Raw genomic sequence first — 18,185 nt, 5'->3', positions numbered from 1 at the left:
GTGAAACTTGTCATTTTGAGTGGTCGCTCCGGATCAGGCAAAACTACCGCCTTGCAAGCGCTTGAAGATGCGGGTTTTTACTGTATCGACAACCTGCCAGCCATACTCCTGCCGGAACTGATCAAGCAAATGACGGAGGCTAGCGGAAATCCCTCCAAGATAGCCGTTAGTATTGACGCCCGCAATCTGACCAGCAATCTGGAGCGTTTTCCAGCGCTACTGGAACAACTCAAACAGTTCAGCAATCTGAGTTGTGAGGTTATCTATCTTGATGCATCCGAATCCACGCTATTAAAGCGCTTCAGTGCAACCCGCCGTAAACATCCGCTCACAGATATTCATTCAGGATTACGTGAAGCAATTAACTACGAACGGGCCCTGCTTGAGCCGATAGCAACCCTGGCTGACATGCGCATTGACACCACCCGACTAACGCTCTATGAACTGCGTGATCGCATCAAACTGCGGATTACCCAAAGGCGTGAGCAATCACTGTCGCTGCTGTTTGAGTCTTTCGGATTCAAGCATGGAGTCCCCCTGGATGCTGACTTTACTTTTGATGTACGCACACTACCCAATCCGCATTGGGTGCCAGAGCTGCGCCCATTGACCGGACTGGATACCCAGGTACGTGATTTTCTGCAGCAATCATCTGATGTAGACGAAATGAAAGCTGATATTATCCACTTTCTGGAGCGCTGGTTACCCCGTTTCCGGCAGGATAACCGCAGTTATCTGACAGTTTGCATTGGCTGTACTGGTGGCCAACATCGCTCTGTCTATCTGGCTGAACACCTGGCTAGCCATTTCAGTGTGTCAATGGATAATGTCCATGTCCGACACCGTGAACTGACTTGATTGAGAAAGGCATGATTAAATCACCCATCACTATCATTAATAAACTCGGTTTACATGCCCGGCTGCCGCCAAACTGAGTACCCTGGCCAGTGGTTTTTCCAGCCAGATACAGGTAGAAAAAAATGGCCGCTGTGTCGATTGCAAAAGCATTATGGCGGTCATGATGCTGGCAGCCAGCAAAGGCACGGATCTGGTCCTTCACATTGAAGGCGATGATGAACAACAGGCTTTTGAAGCCATAACCACGCTGATCCACAACCGCTTTGATGAGCCAGAATAGAGCCTTCTTATGAATTCACCTGATCAAAATAAGTTTCAAGCTGATGATGAAGATACCCTTATCAGCCGCTCCGAACTGAAACGCCAAATGGAGGCGCTAAAGCAGCTCGGTAAACGCATTACTGAACTGCGCCCAGATCAGCAGGAAAAAATTCCTATGGATGAATCCCTGCGCGCCGCTGTCACGGAAACCCGACGAATCACATCCAATGGTGCACTGAAACGTCATATGCAGTTTATTGGCAAACTGATGCGTCATGCCGATGTTGATGCTATACGCCATGCACTGGATGAATTTGATACAGCCAGTCAGGCGCATAACCAGAAATTTCATGCTATTGAGCAGTGGCGAGAGCGATTATTAGTCGAAGGTGCGACCGGAAATGAAGCACTGGAAACCTTTATCGATACTTACCCACAGACTGATATTCAGCAACTGCGACAGTTGATCCGCAATACCCGCCAGGAAATAAAAAAGCAGCAGGCTCCTGTACAGTATCGCAAGCTCTTCCGCTTCCTTCGCGACACTACTGAAGAGCCCGTCTGAGTTGATCTGTCAACGCTCGTTGGTATTCAGCAAGCTTAATTGAGGGTCATCCCAGTGGCCCGTTAATGTATAGGCAATACGGGTTATTTTTTCGATCCGATCGCCCATAATTTTATCAAAAATGAACAGGGCTCCAGCTACCTGCGGCGCCCCAAGCAACACAGCTCCCAGAGCAAGGTTACTGCTCAATGGCACACTCACCTGAATTTTCTTATCCAACTGCTGAGTATTCAGGTTGACACTACCCGCAATTTCCATAGAAGCTGAAGGACCATCCAATATCAACGGATTGCGCGTTGTTGCTATACCCTTATTCAGATCATAGTCTGCTTTTAACTGATCAAATACCAACCCACGCTGAAGCAAATCACTGAAATCCAAACGTAAACGTCTGGATAGCGTATTCAGGTTAAGCAGCCCGAATACACGCAGTAAGTTTGCACCACTTCCAGATTCAATAATACGCCCATCATCAGCCTTAAAGCTGAACACACCGCCAAGGTCAGCAACACCAAACTGCCAGGGAGCACCTGGCCAGGTCAATTGAGCAGTAGCGGCCAGCTGGCTCGTTTCCAATGGCCTTCCCTGCCCCCAAAGTTCAAGCACATCAGCCAAATCAGTTCCGGACAGGTTTAAGGTCAGGTCCGTTGCCGCATGTGTCCCGGTCTGCCAATGCGCCCTACCACTAAGCGTGAAATCTAACAGCTGCCCTTGTATATCGTTAAAGATAACCTGCTGCGCCTGAGGTTGCATATGTAGTGTCCAGCGCCCCAGTGCACGCTGTCCCAAGCGGAGATCGTTTATTTGCAAGTCAAGCTCTGGTAGTTGTGTCATATCCACTGGCAAGTTTTTTTCAGTCATATCCGATTGTAACAGCGGTGCAGAAGAGTCTGTGTCGTCATGGGTCAAATGTAGATACTCAAACTGCGCCAACCATTCACCATCAGAGGTGAGTACCGACGGTTGAATATAGCCCTGAGTGCGTAACCCAGGCAACTCGCCCAACACTTCAAGCCTTGAGGCTTGTGGAAGCACCGGCTGTCCCTGCCCCAACACCAGTTGACCACGCAGCTTGGCTGACAAGTCTAAAACGCCTTGCAGCAACTGATCATAGTGAAAATGTAACCGAGAATTTTCAGGATAGATATCTACGTAGAGTGAGCGGCTTTCTTCAGCTGGCTTTGCCAGCATCAGCGGAAGATCAACGGCAGTTCCCACCAGATCGGAACGCAGCTCGATACGTGGACAGAGTGACTGTTCAGAACAAAGTGTCATATCCAGCTGTACCTGACTTTTGCCACTTAACCTGTCTGAAAGTGTTATACCCGCCAGATGATCCAGGTTAACGCTTGAAACGGCACCCTGCAGATGAACCCGAGTGGTGGATCCCTCAGTTTCTATCCGAGCATCTACCGACTCATCAAACAGGCGCCCCTGCAATCTATCAGAAGTCAGACCCTGTGCTGTTGTATAGCGGATCTGTCCATCTATAGCGTTAAAGCGTAAGTCTCTCTGTGACAGATGGAGGGTATTTTGATGCAGTGTCGTGTGCACCTGCACACCAAGTTTGTCTGGGTTATCAACCGGAACCTGTAGGCCTAAGCGGGTGGTAATATCTCCGGCCAGCTGCCAGTCATCAAAGGCCGGGCCCAGATAATCACCCAGCGCTGATTCAGACAGGAGCACACCAAAGTCAGAAGCATCCCCCTGTAAAATCGATGCCATATGCAACTGCTGACTTTTCGGCGGCAGATAGATCCAACCACTGTCGATCTGTGAATTGAGGATTTTCCCTTCGGCAATATCGATACGCAATTCGGTATTGCGCAGGTGCAAAAAAATTCGTCCATCGCGTACCACAGGCCAGTCGGGATGAAAGGCAAATTCGGCTTGCTCGGCATCCAGAAATAACTGTACGCTCACCGGCAAATGTTGGGAATCAGGCGTAAGCCGGCATGGATCAACAAACCCGCCTGATTAACCTGACCGGCACGGATAGCCCCCTTAAGCCAATCGTATAGCGTCTCGCCAAGTTCCCGTGGCGGGGTGTAAAACTCAGTTTGCAGGGCATCCGTATCAGTAATACCGATCAATAAACTGAATTCGATCTGCTCTTCGGGATCAAAGGGACGATACAAGCCAAACCGCCCGTTCGCACTAATCGCTTCATTACGCAAGCTGAGTAAGCCAGTATTCAAACGTAAAGCCTCACCCGTGATTTGCCAACTCACCAAACCACTCGCTTCAGTGTAGTCCCAGCCATTACCAAAAAGCTGCGGAAAGTTCAGTGTAAACGCCGCGCTTTCCAACTCAATCTGTCCCATCATCAGATTGGCATGTAACTGACCACTGATGCCAGACGCTTCAGGTGCATCCTGCCAGGCCGATACAGCCACATCATCCAACCGGGCCGTCAATACAAAACTCAACCAGTCTTGTGGATTCTCCCAACCCACCACCAATTGACTGATCTGTCCTTCTGGAGCCAGACGATCCAACACCTGCTCTGCCGCATCCGGCAACACATCCAGCATTTCCACCCAGTAATGCAATGCCGCAAGGTCAAGTGAATCAAGGGTAAAATGCAGCGGTTCAATACCTTGATTCGCTGCCAGGCGAAACTCGGAAATCAGCTCCGTCAACACCAGCGGCACCCCCTGCACACTGGCCTGCAAGGTTTTAAACTGTAATTGGTAACTATCATCGACCAGCGGCAGTAACACAAAGCGGCCTTTCAGATTATCAATTTCAGGCCACTGCGGGCCGGAGATCGACAGAGGTGTAACTGAAAAATCTCCTTGCAGCTCCGTCAGTTGGTGGTCAGACCAACCACCCCAAAGGTGTGCAGACAGGTTCAGAGCATCCATTTCCACTGGCAGAATACCCAGGTTCAGTAATTCAGTGCCCAACGCATCGCTCTGAAAATAGAAACGGTAATCCCCACCCAACGGATCAGCCGGATCAAAAGCACTGGCATGCAGCGCAAACACACCATAAGCGTCCTCACCAATACGTGGCATACGTGCTGAACCGCTGATCTGATATTCACCCCGGGCTGCTTCAAAAACGGCATTCAAGGGTGATATTAACTGCAATTCACCCACTTGCGGCTGCAAACCTATGTGCAAATTACTTAATATCAGGGAAGGCTGATGCTGCAATAGTGCCAGGAGTTTTGCGCTAGCATCTTCATTTTCGCTAGCTGATGGCAACCACCGCCCGTCATACTCCTGCCACAAGATGTCAGCATCCCGAAGTTCAGCCACACTGAAAACGGGCATCAGATGCTTCAGACTCTGTAGCACATCCAGGGTCATCTCCAACTGCTCTGCTTGCAACGAGAGAGTCGGCGCGTTTGTCGCTGAAGACAGTAGGGTCAGATCCTCGATTCGCACTTGCAAGTGCAGGCGGGAAAGTGAAGCATGAAGTTCACCAAAGCGGACATTTACACCAAGATTGGCACTAAGGCTGGCCGCAATTTGATCAGAAAAACGCGAAAGCTGAGGCAAGCCAAAGCGCAGGGATAAAAGCAACAAGGCTGGAATCAGCGCCAATATCAACAGGATTTTATATAGTTTGACTAACCGACGAGTCATAGTTCGGTCTCAGCGCAATACAACATCAAACTGCTCAGGCGTGTACTGTGTTTCTGACTGAAAACGAATCGTTTTACCAATAAATGCTTCCAGTTCAGCAACATGATCCGACGCCTCATCCATAAGGTAACCAACTACACTGGGAGCAGCCAACAGCAGATAGCTTTCGGTGTCATAAGCACGATGTTGCCGCAGTATTTCCCTGAAAATCTCATACGCCACTGTTTCAGGGGTTTTGACACTACCCCGACCCTCACAAACCGGGCAGGACTCGCATAGAATATGCTCCAGACTTTCCCGGGTTCGCTTGCGCGTCATCTCAATCAGACCCAGTTCGGAGACACCTGTTACTTTGCATTTAGCATGATCTTTTTCCAATACACGATCCAGTGTCCGCTGTACCTGGCGCTGATGATCCGGATCAGTCATATCAATAAAATCGATGATGATAATACCACCCAGATTACGCAGTCTAAGCTGACGCCCTATGGCCGTAGCCGCTTCCAGATTGGTTTTAAAGATGGTCTCTTCCAGATTACGGTGACCCACAAACCCACCGGTATTGATATCCACCGTAGTCATGGCTTCAGTCTGATCAAAAATAAGATAGCCACCCGATTTCAGCTCTACTTTACGCCCCAGCGCTTTCTGCATCTCTTCTTCAACATTAAACATGTCAAACAACGGGCGCTCACCCGGGTAATATTCGATTTTGTCGACTATTTCCGGTACCAGTACCTGTGCAAACTCCAGCGCACTCTGATAAGTTTCTTTGGAGTCAATACGAATACGCTCCACATCGGCGTGCGCCATATCGCGCAGAGCGCGCATATGCAACGGCAGATCTTCATAAACGATGGAAGAAACACTCGCCGATTGTATTTTTTGCTTCAGATTACGCCATAAGCGCCGCAGAAAATCCACATCGGCCCTGAGTTCATTCTCAGCTACACTTTCGGCTACAGTACGCAGAATAAAACCGCAGCTATCCTCACTTTCATCACTTTCTGACAACAGCGATTCCATAATCCCTTTGAGACGCTCACGCTCGTCTACATCATCAATCCTTTGCGAAATACCAATATGATCATTCATTGGCATTAAAACCAGATAACGTGACGGAATAGACAAATGCGTTGTCAGGCGCGCACCTTTACTACCGATAGGGTCTTTGGTCACCTGAACCAGCAGCGTCTCGCCTTCACGGATGACCTGCGCGATAGATGTCGTGGTTCTGCCAGTGCTATTAGCGCCATTATCAGCTACTACAAGCTCATCTACAGGAATAAATGCCGCACGCTCAAGGCCGATATCTACAAAAGCGGCCTGCATACCCGGCAAAACCCTGACTACACGCCCTTTATAAATATTACCGACTATACCGCGACGGCTGGCACGCTCGACGTAAATTTCCTGTGGCATACCATTTTCAACAACAGCGACACGGGTTTCCATCGGCGTAAAGTTGATCAATATTTCTTCAGCCATCGGCATGATCCTTTCCTCCTGTACCCTGCTGCCAGATCATCACACCATGGCGCTGCAACAAAGCGGCTGTTTCAAAAAGTGGCAGACCTACGACACCGGAATAACTGCCCACAAGGTACTAACGAAGACGGCGCCCTTACCCTGTATAGCGTAGCTGCCCGCCTTATCCCAAGGTTCCCCGGTATGCCAATAGGCTCGACACAGGGTTTCATTCAATTCGGTAAAGGAGACCTCACTACTCACATGAATGACTTCCTGTTGCTGCGGTGTTACCAGTGCGACAGCCGTGATGACCTGATGGGTACGCCCCGACAAAGCCATCAGCATATTAATCGCATCGGTCTCATTTTCAGGCTTACCGAGTATAGTGCCATCGACGGCCACACTGGTATCTGCACCGAGAACAGCCAGGGAATTTCCCAGTTTCTCATAACAGGCTGAGGCTTTATCCAGCGCCAGTCTGCGTGTGTAAGCAACAGGGCTTTCTCCGGCCTGAACAGCTTCACAGATACAGGCAGGTATGACCCGATATGCTACCCCTATCTGGTCCAGCAACGCTCGACGACGCGGAGATGCGGAAGCCAATATCAGCTCAGTCATGACAGTCTCACTCTATCCTGAAGGTTCTGCGTACACCGTGCAAAATAACATAGACCCAAGGCCAGAGCAGTGCACTCACTAATGAGGGCAGCATAAACTGCAAACCGCCTGATGTGGTGCCCGTAATACCCTGCATCCAGAAGAACAGTAACTGATTAACGCCTACCAGTACCATGATCATCATCGACTGCTGCCACAAGGGAAACATACGCAAACGTTTGTATAATAAAAGCACCAGGTAAGCAATCAATGTCAGCGATAAGGCATTCAATCCCAATACACTGCCACGAATAATATCGAGCAATACGCCCAGTGTAAAAGCACTCAGCAGGCCGACCCGGTGCGGCAACATCAACACCCAGTAGATCAACACCAGCGCCACCCATTCTGGTCGATACCAGAGCAAAAACTCAGGCAAGGGAATCTGACTGAGAATAAGCCCAATCAGAAAGGTCGCAAATATAATCAGCGAACCGCCCTGAGAGTGATCCTGTCTCATGGCGTAGGTAGCTCACCAGGAAAGTCGATTACCAACAACTGCCGACTACGATCAAGTCGTGCAGAAGGTCTGGCCTTGACTAGCAGAAAAGGACGGCCAGGGTCATGAATAATCTCTTCCACAACAGCGACCGGATAACCTCGGGGGAAGCGTCCACCCAGCCCGGAAGTCAGCAGCAAGTCACCCTCTTCTATATCTGCCGTACTAGGTACATGACTTAATTCCAGCTCACCTAACAGCCCTTTACCCAACGCAATACTTCTAAATCCACTACGATTCACTTCAACCGGAATCGCTGTGCGTGCATCCGTAATTAACATCACACGACTGGTATAGTGTGCCAGAGAAAGCACCTGTCCCATGATCCCACCGGCATCAATGACCGGTTGGCCTATGCGCAAGCCATCTTCAGAGCCTCGATTCAGAATAATCTCGTGTAAAAAAGGGTCAGGATTAATGCCAATAAGTTCTACTGCTTTGACATCAGGTTCCAGGCGTTCACGCGCATTCAGCAGCTCACGCAGCTGTCGATTCTCTTCGGTCAAAGACTCCATACGCTGTGACTTGCGCTGCAACTCCAGTGCCTCTGTACGCATCTGCTCGTTGTCACGAATTAACGCAGCGCGATCCACAAACAGATCTGATAGCTTATCAGCCGCGCGTGATGGCATATCCACCAGCCACTGCAGCGGCGTTACCAACAAAGAGAGATACATCCGCCCCTCTTTCATTTTCGGCCAGTTCAGATCCGTAGCGATGAGCCCCAGCGTCATCACCAAGAGGAAGACAAACAGAAAACGCGGGTTTCGGCCCCGAAAGATAGGATTAATCGGACACCTCCTGCTGTTCAGGGAACATAGGTATCCGATTCAGAGTGAGGGCTGGCCAGGTCGGCATGCGTTACTCGTGCGTCAATATCTCGAAAGAGTGCTTATCCAGCATCTCAAGTGCACGACCACCCCCTCTGGCCACACAGGTCAGCGGGTCTTCAGCCATGATCACCGGTAAGCCGGTTTCTTCACTGATCAGTCGATCAATATTACGCAACAGCGCACCGCCACCGGTCAGGACAATACCATGCTCAGCGATATCAGACGCCAGCTCAGGCGGACAACCTTCCAGCGCACTTTTAACGGCCTGAATAATCGCCGATAAAGGCTCCTGCAGCGCTTCAAGAATTTCATTGGAGTTCAGGGTAAAGCTACGCGGAATACCTTCAGCCAGGTTACGGCCACGCACATCAATTTCCAGCACTTCATTGCTCGGATAGGCGGTACCCACTTCCTGTTTGATGCGCTCAGCCGTGGCATCACCGATCAGGGTGCCGTAGTTGCGACGCACATAGGTGACGATGGATTCATCAAAGCGGTCGCCACCCACCCTGACTGATTCGGCGTAGACTATACCGTTAAGTGAAATCACGGCAATTTCAGTGGTGCCGCCACCTATATCCACCACCATGGAACCGGTGGCTTCATCGACAGGCAAACCTGCGCCTATGGCAGCCGCCATGGGCTCCTCAATCAGGTAAACTTCGCGGGCACCCGCACCTATGGCCGACTCACGGATGGCACGACGCTCAACCTGGGTGGATTTACACGGTACGCAGACCAACACACGCGGGCTGGGTGTCATAAAACTATTATCATGTACTTTACTGATAAAATACTGCAACATTTTTTCTGTAACATGGAAATCAGCTATCACACCGTCTTTCATGGGACGAATCGCGGTAATATTGCCTGGCGTACGACCCAGCATACGCTTGGCTTCAGTGCCTACGGCCGCTACAGTTTTCTGATTTCCTATGGTGCGAATAGCCACCACGGAAGGTTCATTTAGTACAATGTCACGATCCCGGACATAAATCAGTGTGTTGGCTGTACCGAGGTCGATGGAAAGGTCGCTTGAAAAAAGCCCTCTGAATTTCTTAAACATGTGAATGAGTACCTGAGATTCGCCAGTTTGGCCAATAATCCTGAAAGGCTGTAACTCTAACAATGGCAGGGATTTTGAGCAAGGCACAAATGTGTTAACTTATGCAGGATACCCATTTTTTTCAAGTTTAACGTGAGAAACTGCTATATGTCTCTGGATCGATCTGATGTCGAACGCATCGCGCATCTTGCCCGCCTGGCGATTTCTGAACCGGAAGTGCCTGAATATACCGAGAGCCTCAACAGCATTCTCAGCCTGATCGATCAGATGCAGGCCACCCCGACCGATGGCATAGAACCACTTGCACATCCGCTGGATGCTGTTCAACGCCTGCGCGCAGACTCTATCACTGAAACCAATCAGCGTGATCAGCTACAAGCCTGCGCACCAGCTGTAGAAAATGGCCTGTTCCTGGTCCCCAAAGTTATCGAATGATTGCCATCTTATTAGCGCAAGGAAACCACTGATGTTTAACCTGACACTCAGCGAGCTATCGCGTGCTCTCAGCCGGGGAGAGTTCAGCAGCCTGGAGCTCACTCAGTCGCTGCTGCAGCGTATCCACCGGCTTGACCACCACTACAACAGCTTCATCACACTGGCTGATGACACGGCATTATTACAAGCGAAAGCAGCTGATGCCACACGCGCCGCCGGCTATGCTACGCCGCTGACCGGTCTGCCGATTGCGCACAAGGATCTGTTTTGCACCCAGGGCCTGCGCACCAGCTGTGGCTCGAAAATGCTGGATAACTTTATCTCGCCCTACAATGCCACACTGGTGGAGCGTCTCAATCAGGCGGGCGCCGTTACTCTGGGAAAAACCAACATGGATGAATTTGCCATGGGTTCTTCCAATGAATCCAGCTATTACGGCCCGGCCCGTAACCCCTGGGATACACAATGTGTGCCCGGCGCTCATCCGGGGGCTCTGCGGCCGCCGTTGCCGCGCGCCTGATTCCAGCAGCTACCGGCTCTGACACCGGCGGTTCCATACGCCAACCTGCCGCACTCTGTGGCATCACCGGCCTTAAACCCACCTATGGACGCATCTCTCGCTATGGCATGGTAGCTTTTGCCTCCTCTTTGGATCAGGCTGGCCCGTTAACCCGTTCAGCCGAAGATGCCGCGCTGATGCTGCAAGTCATGGCCGGTGAAGACCCACTCGACTCCACTTGTTCAACTCAGGCCGTCCCTGATTACAGCGCTTCACTGAATGACTCACTGGAAGGCTTGCGCATTGGCCTGCCCAAAGAGTATTTCGCTGAAGGCACCGACCCGATCATATTGCAAAAAGTGCGTGAAGCCGTTGCCGAGTTCGAAAAACTGGGAGCGACGGTCAAAGAAGTCAGCCTGCCCAACACCCGACTGTGTATACCGGCCTATTACATTCTGGCACCGGCTGAAGCCTCGTCTAACCTGTCGCGTTTTGATGGGGTTCGCTATGGCCACCGCTGTGATGACCCCAAGGATCTGGAAGATCTGTACAAGCGCAGCCGCGCTGAAGGGTTTGGTACAGAGGTCAAACGTCGCATCATGGTGGGTACTTACGCCCTGTCAGAAGGTTTCTACGATGCCTACTACCGTAAGGCGCAACAGATCCGCCGCATGCTACAGCAGGATTTTGTCAGCGTACTCGATGAAGTTGATGTCATCATGGCTCCTGTTACCCCTTATCCAGCCTTCAAACTGGGTGAAAAAAACAGTGATCCGGTGTCCATGTATATGGAAGATATCTTCACCCTGTCAGTGAACCTGGCAGGACTTCCTGGCATGTCAGTTCCTTGTGGTTTCGCCGGAAAATTACCGGTTGGACTACAAATTATCGGCAACTATTTCGCCGAAGCAAAGCTACTGAACATCGCCCACAGATTCCAGCAAGTTACCGACTGGCATCAACAAGCACCCGCCACCCCTGAGTGAGGATAGAATAAGATGGAATGGGAAGTTGTTATCGGGCTGGAAATCCACGCCCAGCTCGCCACCCAAACAAAGATTTTTTCCGGTGCCAGCACCGCCTTTGGTGCTGAACCTAATACCCAGGCTTGTGCGGTCGATCTGGCACTTCCAGGAACCCTGCCCGTATTTAATGAAAACGCCCTGCGCATGGCGGTGATGTTTGGTCTGGCTGTCAATGCTGACATAGGAAAGCGTTCTGTATTTGACCGTAAAAACTATTTTTACCCGGATCTCCCCAAGGGCTACCAGACCACACAACTGGCGGAACCGATTGTTGGCCCTGGTCATATCGACATTGAACTGGACGATGGCAGCACACGCCGTGTACGTATTCACCATGCCCACCTGGAGGAGGATGCAGGCAAGTCACTGCATGAGGATTTTCATGGCATGACCGGTATTGACTTGAATCGTGCCGGTACGCCACTGGTCGAAATCGTTTCTGAACCGGATATGCGCTGTGCCAAAGAAGCCTCGGCTTATGCACGTAAAATTCACGCCATCATCACCACCCTGGGTATTTGTGATGGCAATATGGCCGAAGGCTCGATGCGTTGCGACTGCAACGTTTCAATTCGCCCCAAGGGTCAGGAAGCCCTCGGCACCCGCACCGAGTTGAAAAACATCAACTCTTTCCGCTTTATCGAACGCGCTATCGATACCGAAGTGGCGCGACAAATTGATCTGATAGAAGACGGCGGCCGCGTTATTCAGGAAACACGTCTTTACGATCCTGAACGCAATGAAACCCGAAGCATGCGCTCCAAGGAAGAAGCCAACGATTACCGTTACTTCCCCTGCCCTGATCTGCTACCGGTAGTTATTGATGACAGTTACATAGAGGCCATCCGTAATGACCTGCCAGAACTGCCGGATGCACGTCGTGCACGCTTTATCAGTGACTACGGCCTGTCAGCCTATGATGCGGCGGTACTGTCCGCTTACCGCCAACAGGCGGATTATTTTGAACAGGTGGTCACACTGGCCGGCGATGCCAAACTCTCGGCAAACTGGGTGACTGGTGAACTGGCCCGCTACCTGAATCAGCAAGATCTGGATATTAGCGACTCACCGGTTTCAGCCGAACAACTGGGTGGGCTGATCAAGCGCATCAAGGACGACACCATTACCGGTAAAATTGCCAAAACCGTGTTTGAAGTGATGTGGAATGAAGGCGGTACAGTCGATAGCATCGTCGAAGCCAAGGGTCTGAAACAGGTCAATGATGCCGGTGCTATTGAAGCCATGATCGACCAGGTGATTGCCGAATGCACGCCTCAGGTAGAACAGTATATTGCCGCCGAACCCGACAAACGCGGCAAAATGCTGGGCTTCTTTATGGGACAGGTAATGAAGCTGACTCAAGGAAAAGCCAACCCAGGGCAAGTACAGGGTGTTCTGAAGAAAAAGCTGGATGAGCGCTGCTAAACAGCAGCGCCAAGGACAAAAAAACCGGATCAATGATCCGGTTTTTTTGCTTCTACATGCTCAGTAATATCTACCGATCAGTAATCACCACCAACCATATCAACCGGACGTGGAGTTGATTTAGTGCTGACAGGCAGTTTCGGATACATTACATCCGGAACATCACCAGTCAAAGTACGCAGAAAGGCAGTGATTTTCTGAACTTCAGTGTCGTTCAGTTCAGCGCCCAGCTGAGCCACGCCCATAACCGCAACAGCTTCTTCCAGACCCCATACCGCACCGGAGTGGAAGTAAGGTGCTGTCAACTCAATATTACGCAGAGGTGCCGCACGGAAGACATAGTCATCTGTTGCTGTCTGAGTAACCTCAAAACGACCACGATCGCCTTCAGGCAGAATATCCGCACCAGGACGGGTAATCAGACCGAAGGGGAAGTAACCCTGACCACCAAAGTTCACACCGGAGTGACAGGCCGCACAACCCTTATCCATGAACAGAGCCAGACCTTCTTTCTGATCCGCATTCAACGCATCGTCTTCACCATTCAACCACAGATCAAACGGCGAGTTAGGCGTGATCAATGTGGCTTCAAACGCTTCGATGGCAACCGCCATATTATCAAAGGTAACCGGATCAGCCTCTTCTGGGAAAGACGCTTTAAAGCGATCGATATACTCTGGCATGCTGTTGAGTGTATCCACCACACGCGCTGGTGTGCTGCTCATTTCTACGCCAGCCTGAACCGGCCCTTTGGCCTGCTCAGCCAAATCAGCTGCACGACCATCCCAGAATTGGGCGGCATTGAATACGGCATTAAATACGGTCGGTGCGTTACGTGGCCCTTTCTGCCAGCCATGACCAATTGACACAGGAAGGTAGTCATCACCACCAAAGCCCACGTTATGGCAGGTATTACAGCTGATTAAATGGCTGGAAGACAAGCGTGGTTCAAAGAACAACATAGCCCCCAACTCGACTTTTTCCGGTGTCACTTCATTGCCTTCGATGACAGGTGGTTCCTGCGGAATGGCTTCAAACATTCCAGCCGCACGATCGCGTAGCGCATCAGCCATGGCAACCGATGAAGCCATCGACAAACAAACTGCAACCGATAATAGATTGATTTTTCTTTTCATTTTGCCCCTTTAACCCTGATTCAGGGTATTAAACTACCCTCAGTCTAGCAGGGTTATTCGTATTACCAAATGCTTCGGAGGCGAAAGTTCAATGAAAAAATTGATCTGGATCAATAAAAAATCCGGTACTCACACAACTTTAGTATGACTGAGACGGCTTCGCATTTGCGCTATCGTCTCGGCGTAGTCGGGCGTATTAAAGATAGCCGATCCGGCTACAAAGGTATCCGCACCGGCGGCGGCGATCTGTGCGATATTATCCACTGTTACGCCACCATCAACCTCAAGGCGCACTGGATAACCACTGGCATCAATGCGCTGGCGTGCCTCTCGCAGCTTATCCAGGGTTGCAGGGATAAATTTCTGTCCACCAAACCCGGGTTAACTGACATCAACAGGATGATATCGACCTTATCCATCACATAATCAAGATAATGCAGCGGTGTCGCCGGGTTAAATACCAGGCCCGATTTGCAACCGCCATCACGAATCAACTGCAACGAACGATCTATATGCTCGGAAGCCTCTGGATGGAAGGTAATCCAACTGGCGCCAGCCTCAATAAAATCACCGATCAAACGGTCTACGGGTTTAACCATTAAATGCACATCAATCGGCGCGCTGATCCCATGCTTACGCAAGGCTTTGCATACCATCGGCCCGATAGTCAGATTCGGTACATAATGGTTATCCATAACATCGAAGTGCACCACATCGGCGCCAGCGGCCAGCACAGCATTAACTTCATCACCCAAACGGGCAAAATCGGCCGATAAGATAGAAGGGGCTATCAGAAAGTCTGTCATAAAATTTCCCTGTCGTCAGTCTGTAAAATTTACGTTATTGTAGCGAATAACTGAGCGAGCATCAGCTTTACCTATAGTGAGGCCTCATCAACACCATGACGAAATCCAGATCCTGTATTTTTCTGGCAACACTGCTAGTGGCTAGTCTGAGCAGCATTTCCAGCCAAACCCAAGCCTACAGCTTGAGACAGTTAACCGACGCTGTGCCTGCTGATACAGAAATAGTGATGCTGGAACAGAGTGATAACAGCTACCCAGCACTACTGCAACAAGCCGAACGTGCTGAAGCGCATGGTGGCCTTCTGATACTAACTGATACTGACAGTGACACTCAGTGGCTGGAACAATCCCACGCCATACGCCTGCATCTGGCAGAACACGGCTGGTGGACACTGACCAGCCAACTCCCGCTTACACCCCGTAATAACTCAGAAACATCAGCAGAGCAACAAGAAGAGGCACACACACTACACAAGGAGCAGGTGCAACAACGCATTCAGCAAGGATTGCAAACCCTGCGCGAGCGTGAACAAGAGCGTTTGCTGATTTTAGCCATCGGGCGCAGCGCCGCACAAGCAATCGACTATCTGCACCAAAACCCGGCAGAAAGTGACACACGACTGATCATAATCAATCCACGGCCTGCAGATGATCAAAACTGGGCCCTGCTCCTCAGACAACTGGCCGAATTGGACATAACCTTGCTTGATCTTTACGCCGAGCCTTACCCACCTGGCGAAATAGCCATACCAGATGCCAGAATGCGGCGTAATGCCGCCACACAGGCTGGGCGGACAAACTATCATCAAAGCCGCATCAAAACACCCTGGGCAGGCTGGAGCCAGGACATGCCCTGGCTGACTCGTCAGCTCAGAGGTAAACTATTGCGACACATTATCGAACCGGATCAACAAGCTGCCGAACAAGCGCTTACAACTGAAAATATAGATCAGCTACCACCGGGCGTTCGCCGTTAACGAAATCCGCGCGCGGTACGAATACGATCGTAGGCACTCTGAATCTCTTGTGTTCTTTCCTTGGCTAACTGCATCATGGCTTCCGGCATACCCCGAGATACCAGTTTATCCGGATGGTGCTGGCTCATCAGCTTGCGCCAGGCTTTTTTGATCTCGGCATCACTGGCCGATTCACTGATACCCAACACACCATAAGCTTCTGCCATGAGCGATTCATGTGAGCGGCCAGTGGCATGATCCCAATCCCCCGCATGGCGAGCAAAAGCTTGTGCCGCTTGAATACGCTGCATAACAGCGCGCATTTCTATGGAACTAAACGCCAGCAAATGACAAATCTCTTCAATTACCGACAACTCCGCAGCTGACATATCACCATCTGCCATAGCCACCTGCAACTGCAGCTCCAAAAACATCAACTTGACCGGCAAGCGATGCCTCAGCACCAATGCCAGGGGTTTCAACACGGACTGCATATCGAAATCAGCTTGTTTACCCTGCGAGAAATATTGAATCGCCTGCTGTTTGGCGGCCTCATTCAACTGCATACGCGCCATGACTTCACGTGCAAAATCTATTTCTGATTCGGTAACACGACCGTCCGCCTTGGCAATCTTCCCCATCACTGTAAAGGTGGCACGAAAGAACAGCTGTTGCGGCGCAATAGCCTTGATTTTGGACAAAGTCCTTTGCAAAAAATAACCAATCGCTCCCCGAACACGAGACCAAACAGCCCCCCGAACAGCAAACCAACCAGGCCACCCAACACCAGGCCGGTTTTATAACGGATAAACCCTTGCCCGGCTTTCTCACCCCAATGCTGATTACTCACGCTAACCCTTCCTCACCTAATTGCTGATCCAACTGATACAAACGCTCCGGCGTACCAACGTCCGACCAGCTTCCGCCATGATAGACACCACGCAAATACCCGCCGCTAATCGCCTGCCTGAACAAAGGTGCCAAAGGAAAACATCCCGGCTGACACGATTCAAAAAAACGCCCTTTCAACACACTGATACCACTAAAAGTTAAGGAGCGCCCATCGACAGGATGCAGATAACCACTATCAGCCAGCTTAAAATCACCTTGAGCATGCCAATCCGGATTATCCACCATCAAAAGCACACCCAGATCCTGCTCTGACAGACTGATACCTGTCAGGACGCTCAAGTCCAGATCACAAAATACATCGGCATTGATCACCAAAAAACAGTCGTCAGGATAATTGATTAACTGCGGCAGTGCTTTGAAGATACCACCACCAGTTTCCAGGGGCTCGGGTTCGGCTGAATAACTAATTTCCAACCCCCACTGTTTTCCGCACCCCAACTCGGCCTCCAACTGATCACCCAGCCAGGCATGATTGATAACCACCTGAGTAATACCTGACGCCGCCAGGCGCTCCAGATGCCAGACTATCAGCGCCTTGCCACCCACCTTCAACAGGGGTTTGGGCGTGTGCAGTGTTAGTGGACGCATGCGCGTGCCCAAGCCCGCCGCCAGTATCATCGCCCTCATATATACCACCGCTCATTCAGATCACGACCCTGTAATTCCGGCTGCTGATTAACGGCAGGTATAACCTCAGTTATCAACCAGGTAGCAAACTCAGTGAACTCTGGATAACGTCGGGCGCTGTGATACAGGTTGCGCAAGGTAAGCGGGATATCCTGAAGATAGGCGGCTTTTCCATCACGTAAACACAGGCGTGCGAATATACCGCATACTTTGAGGTGGCGCTGCATTCCCATCCAGTCAAATGCCTGCTTGAACGCGGCTGCATCCATCGTGCGTGCTACTGGAGACTGCTGCTGAAACTGCGCAACCCACGCGGTCACTTTCTCTTCCGGCCAATGAATATAACTGTCACGCAATAGTGACACCAAATCATACGTCAGCGCACCGGCAACCGCATCCTGAAAATCAATCACCCCTATTTGTGCATCCGGCAATAGCATCAGATTACGCGAATGATAATCACGATGTACCGTTACCTGTGGTTGCGCCAATGCAGCGTGTATCAGCCGCGTCTCCACGCTGGCTAAAGCATCGGACTGAGACTGGTTAGCGCTAACCC

17 protein-coding genes and 2 pseudogenes are annotated in these 18,185 nt (G+C 50.8%); 7 read left to right on the top strand and 12 right to left on the bottom strand.

Annotation, left to right across the window (positions count from 1 at the left end):
• From rapZ to yjgA, 3 genes are all read left to right on the top strand, one after another.
• Positions 1-858, top strand: coding sequence for an RNase adapter RapZ (gene rapZ / locus LH51_RS01930; RefSeq protein ID WP_036519261.1), 858 nt, complete (start codon positions 1-3; stop codon positions 856-858).
• A 73-nt stretch (positions 859-931) separates the two neighbouring features.
• The gene (locus LH51_RS01925) at positions 932-1,138 is read left to right on the top strand and encodes an HPr family phosphocarrier protein (RefSeq protein WP_327124034.1); all 207 of its coding nucleotides are present in this window, start codon (positions 932-934) and stop codon (positions 1,136-1,138) included.
• Positions 1,139-1,147: 9 nt separating this feature from the next.
• Positions 1,148-1,684, top strand: a complete 537-nt coding sequence (yjgA, locus tag LH51_RS01920; RefSeq protein ID WP_036519258.1) for a ribosome biogenesis factor YjgA — start codon at positions 1,148-1,150, stop codon at positions 1,682-1,684.
• A 9-nt stretch (positions 1,685-1,693) separates the two neighbouring features.
• Here the strand turns inward: yjgA and LH51_RS01915 are convergent, their stop codons facing one another.
• The 7 genes from LH51_RS01915 to LH51_RS01885 form a co-directional block, all read right to left on the bottom strand.
• Entirely contained in the window at positions 1,694-3,607 is a 1,914-nt protein-coding gene (locus tag LH51_RS01915; RefSeq protein WP_036519256.1) for a YhdP family phospholipid transporter, read from the bottom strand.
• Complete coding sequence (locus LH51_RS01910; protein WP_036519255.1) at positions 3,604-5,280, bottom strand: YhdP family protein; 1,677 nt, start codon at positions 5,278-5,280, stop codon at positions 3,604-3,606. The genes LH51_RS01915 and LH51_RS01910 overlap by 4 nt, the downstream gene beginning before the upstream one ends.
• A gap of 9 nt (positions 5,281-5,289) precedes the next feature.
• Positions 5,290-6,768 (bottom strand): ribonuclease G, encoded by a 1,479-nt coding sequence (gene rng, locus LH51_RS01905; protein WP_036519394.1) that lies wholly within the window; start codon positions 6,766-6,768, stop codon positions 5,290-5,292.
• Between the two features lie 87 nt (positions 6,769-6,855).
• Positions 6,856-7,368: a Maf family protein gene (locus LH51_RS01900; protein WP_327123986.1), complete on the bottom strand. Its 513-nt coding sequence runs from the start codon at positions 7,366-7,368 to the stop codon at positions 6,856-6,858.
• A 7-nt stretch (positions 7,369-7,375) separates the two neighbouring features.
• The gene (gene mreD, locus LH51_RS01895) at positions 7,376-7,867 is read right to left on the bottom strand and encodes a rod shape-determining protein MreD (protein WP_036519252.1); all 492 of its coding nucleotides are present in this window, start codon (positions 7,865-7,867) and stop codon (positions 7,376-7,378) included.
• Positions 7,864-8,646, bottom strand: coding sequence for a rod shape-determining protein MreC (mreC, locus tag LH51_RS01890; protein ID WP_268746513.1), 783 nt, complete (start codon positions 8,644-8,646; stop codon positions 7,864-7,866). Before mreC ends, mreD begins: the two co-directional genes overlap by 4 nt.
• A gap of 121 nt (positions 8,647-8,767) precedes the next feature.
• Positions 8,768-9,805 (bottom strand): rod shape-determining protein, encoded by a 1,038-nt coding sequence (locus LH51_RS01885; protein ID WP_036519247.1) that lies wholly within the window; start codon positions 9,803-9,805, stop codon positions 8,768-8,770.
• A gap of 147 nt (positions 9,806-9,952) precedes the next feature.
• Between LH51_RS01885 and gatC the strand changes: the two genes are divergently transcribed.
• From gatC to gatB, 3 genes and pseudogenes are all read left to right on the top strand, one after another.
• Positions 9,953-10,240 carry an Asp-tRNA(Asn)/Glu-tRNA(Gln) amidotransferase subunit GatC gene (gatC, locus tag LH51_RS01880; RefSeq protein ID WP_036519245.1) on the top strand — a complete coding sequence of 96 codons (288 nt, stop codon included), beginning with the start codon at positions 9,953-9,955 and terminating at the stop codon, positions 10,238-10,240.
• A gap of 31 nt (positions 10,241-10,271) precedes the next feature.
• Positions 10,272-11,725 (top strand): annotated as a pseudogene (gene gatA, locus LH51_RS01875) (Asp-tRNA(Asn)/Glu-tRNA(Gln) amidotransferase subunit GatA).
• A 12-nt stretch (positions 11,726-11,737) separates the two neighbouring features.
• Positions 11,738-13,189: an Asp-tRNA(Asn)/Glu-tRNA(Gln) amidotransferase subunit GatB gene (gene gatB, locus LH51_RS01870; protein WP_036519241.1), complete on the top strand. Its 1,452-nt coding sequence runs from the start codon at positions 11,738-11,740 to the stop codon at positions 13,187-13,189.
• A 77-nt stretch (positions 13,190-13,266) separates the two neighbouring features.
• On the opposite strand, the gene LH51_RS01865 is transcribed toward gatB, so the two are convergent.
• Complete coding sequence (locus LH51_RS01865) at positions 13,267-14,325, bottom strand: cytochrome-c peroxidase (protein WP_036519239.1); 1,059 nt, start codon at positions 14,323-14,325, stop codon at positions 13,267-13,269.
• Between the two features lie 129 nt (positions 14,326-14,454).
• Positions 14,455-15,131: pseudogene (gene rpe, locus LH51_RS01860) on the bottom strand (ribulose-phosphate 3-epimerase).
• Positions 15,132-15,226: 95 nt separating this feature from the next.
• Between rpe and LH51_RS01855 the strand changes: the two are divergent.
• Complete coding sequence (locus LH51_RS01855) at positions 15,227-16,108, top strand: DUF3530 family protein (protein WP_036519238.1); 882 nt, start codon at positions 15,227-15,229, stop codon at positions 16,106-16,108.
• On the opposite strand, the gene djlA is transcribed toward LH51_RS01855, so the two are convergent.
• The 3 genes from djlA to LH51_RS01840 form a co-directional block, all read right to left on the bottom strand.
• The gene (gene djlA, locus LH51_RS01850; protein ID WP_235263429.1) at positions 16,105-16,788 is read right to left on the bottom strand and encodes a co-chaperone DjlA; all 684 of its coding nucleotides are present in this window, start codon (positions 16,786-16,788) and stop codon (positions 16,105-16,107) included. The genes LH51_RS01855 and djlA overlap by 4 nt on opposite strands.
• A 145-nt stretch (positions 16,789-16,933) precedes the next feature.
• Positions 16,934-17,626 carry an N-acetylmuramate alpha-1-phosphate uridylyltransferase MurU gene (gene murU, locus LH51_RS01845; protein ID WP_036519237.1) on the bottom strand — a complete coding sequence of 231 codons (693 nt, stop codon included), beginning with the start codon at positions 17,624-17,626 and terminating at the stop codon, positions 16,934-16,936.
• On the bottom strand, positions 17,623-18,185 hold a 563-nt coding region (locus LH51_RS01840), incomplete at its 5' end, for an aminoglycoside phosphotransferase family protein (RefSeq protein WP_144244138.1). The genes murU and LH51_RS01840, both read right to left, overlap by 4 nt.

It is taken from the genome of Nitrincola sp. A-D6, assembly GCF_000764495.1.
GTDB lineage: Bacteria > Pseudomonadota > Gammaproteobacteria > Pseudomonadales > Balneatricaceae > Nitrincola.
This window is presented reverse-complemented; position numbering and strand designations above follow the sequence as displayed.

Coding starts and splice junctions, on each gene's coding strand:
- rng (WP_036519394.1), bottom strand. CDS start 6,768: ATGGCTGAAGAAATATTGATCAACTTTACGCCGATGGAAACCCGTGTC.
- gatC (WP_036519245.1), top strand. CDS start 9,953: ATGTCTCTGGATCGATCTGATGTCGAACGCATCGCGCATCTTGCCCGC.
- yjgA (WP_036519258.1), top strand. CDS start 1,148: ATGAATTCACCTGATCAAAATAAGTTTCAAGCTGATGATGAAGATACC.
- mreD (WP_036519252.1), bottom strand. CDS start 7,867: ATGAGACAGGATCACTCTCAGGGCGGTTCGCTGATTATATTTGCGACC.
- murU (WP_036519237.1), bottom strand. CDS start 17,626: ATGAGGGCGATGATACTGGCGGCGGGCTTGGGCACGCGCATGCGTCCA.
- LH51_RS01885 (WP_036519247.1), bottom strand. CDS start 9,805: ATGTTTAAGAAATTCAGAGGGCTTTTTTCAAGCGACCTTTCCATCGAC.
- LH51_RS01900 (WP_327123986.1), bottom strand. CDS start 7,368: ATGACTGAGCTGATATTGGCTTCCGCATCTCCGCGTCGTCGAGCGTTG.
- LH51_RS01910 (WP_036519255.1), bottom strand. CDS start 5,280: ATGACTCGTCGGTTAGTCAAACTATATAAAATCCTGTTGATATTGGCG.
- LH51_RS01855 (WP_036519238.1), top strand. CDS start 15,227: ATGACGAAATCCAGATCCTGTATTTTTCTGGCAACACTGCTAGTGGCT.
- gatB (WP_036519241.1), top strand. CDS start 11,738: ATGGAATGGGAAGTTGTTATCGGGCTGGAAATCCACGCCCAGCTCGCC.
- LH51_RS01865 (WP_036519239.1), bottom strand. CDS start 14,325: ATGAAAAGAAAAATCAATCTATTATCGGTTGCAGTTTGTTTGTCGATG.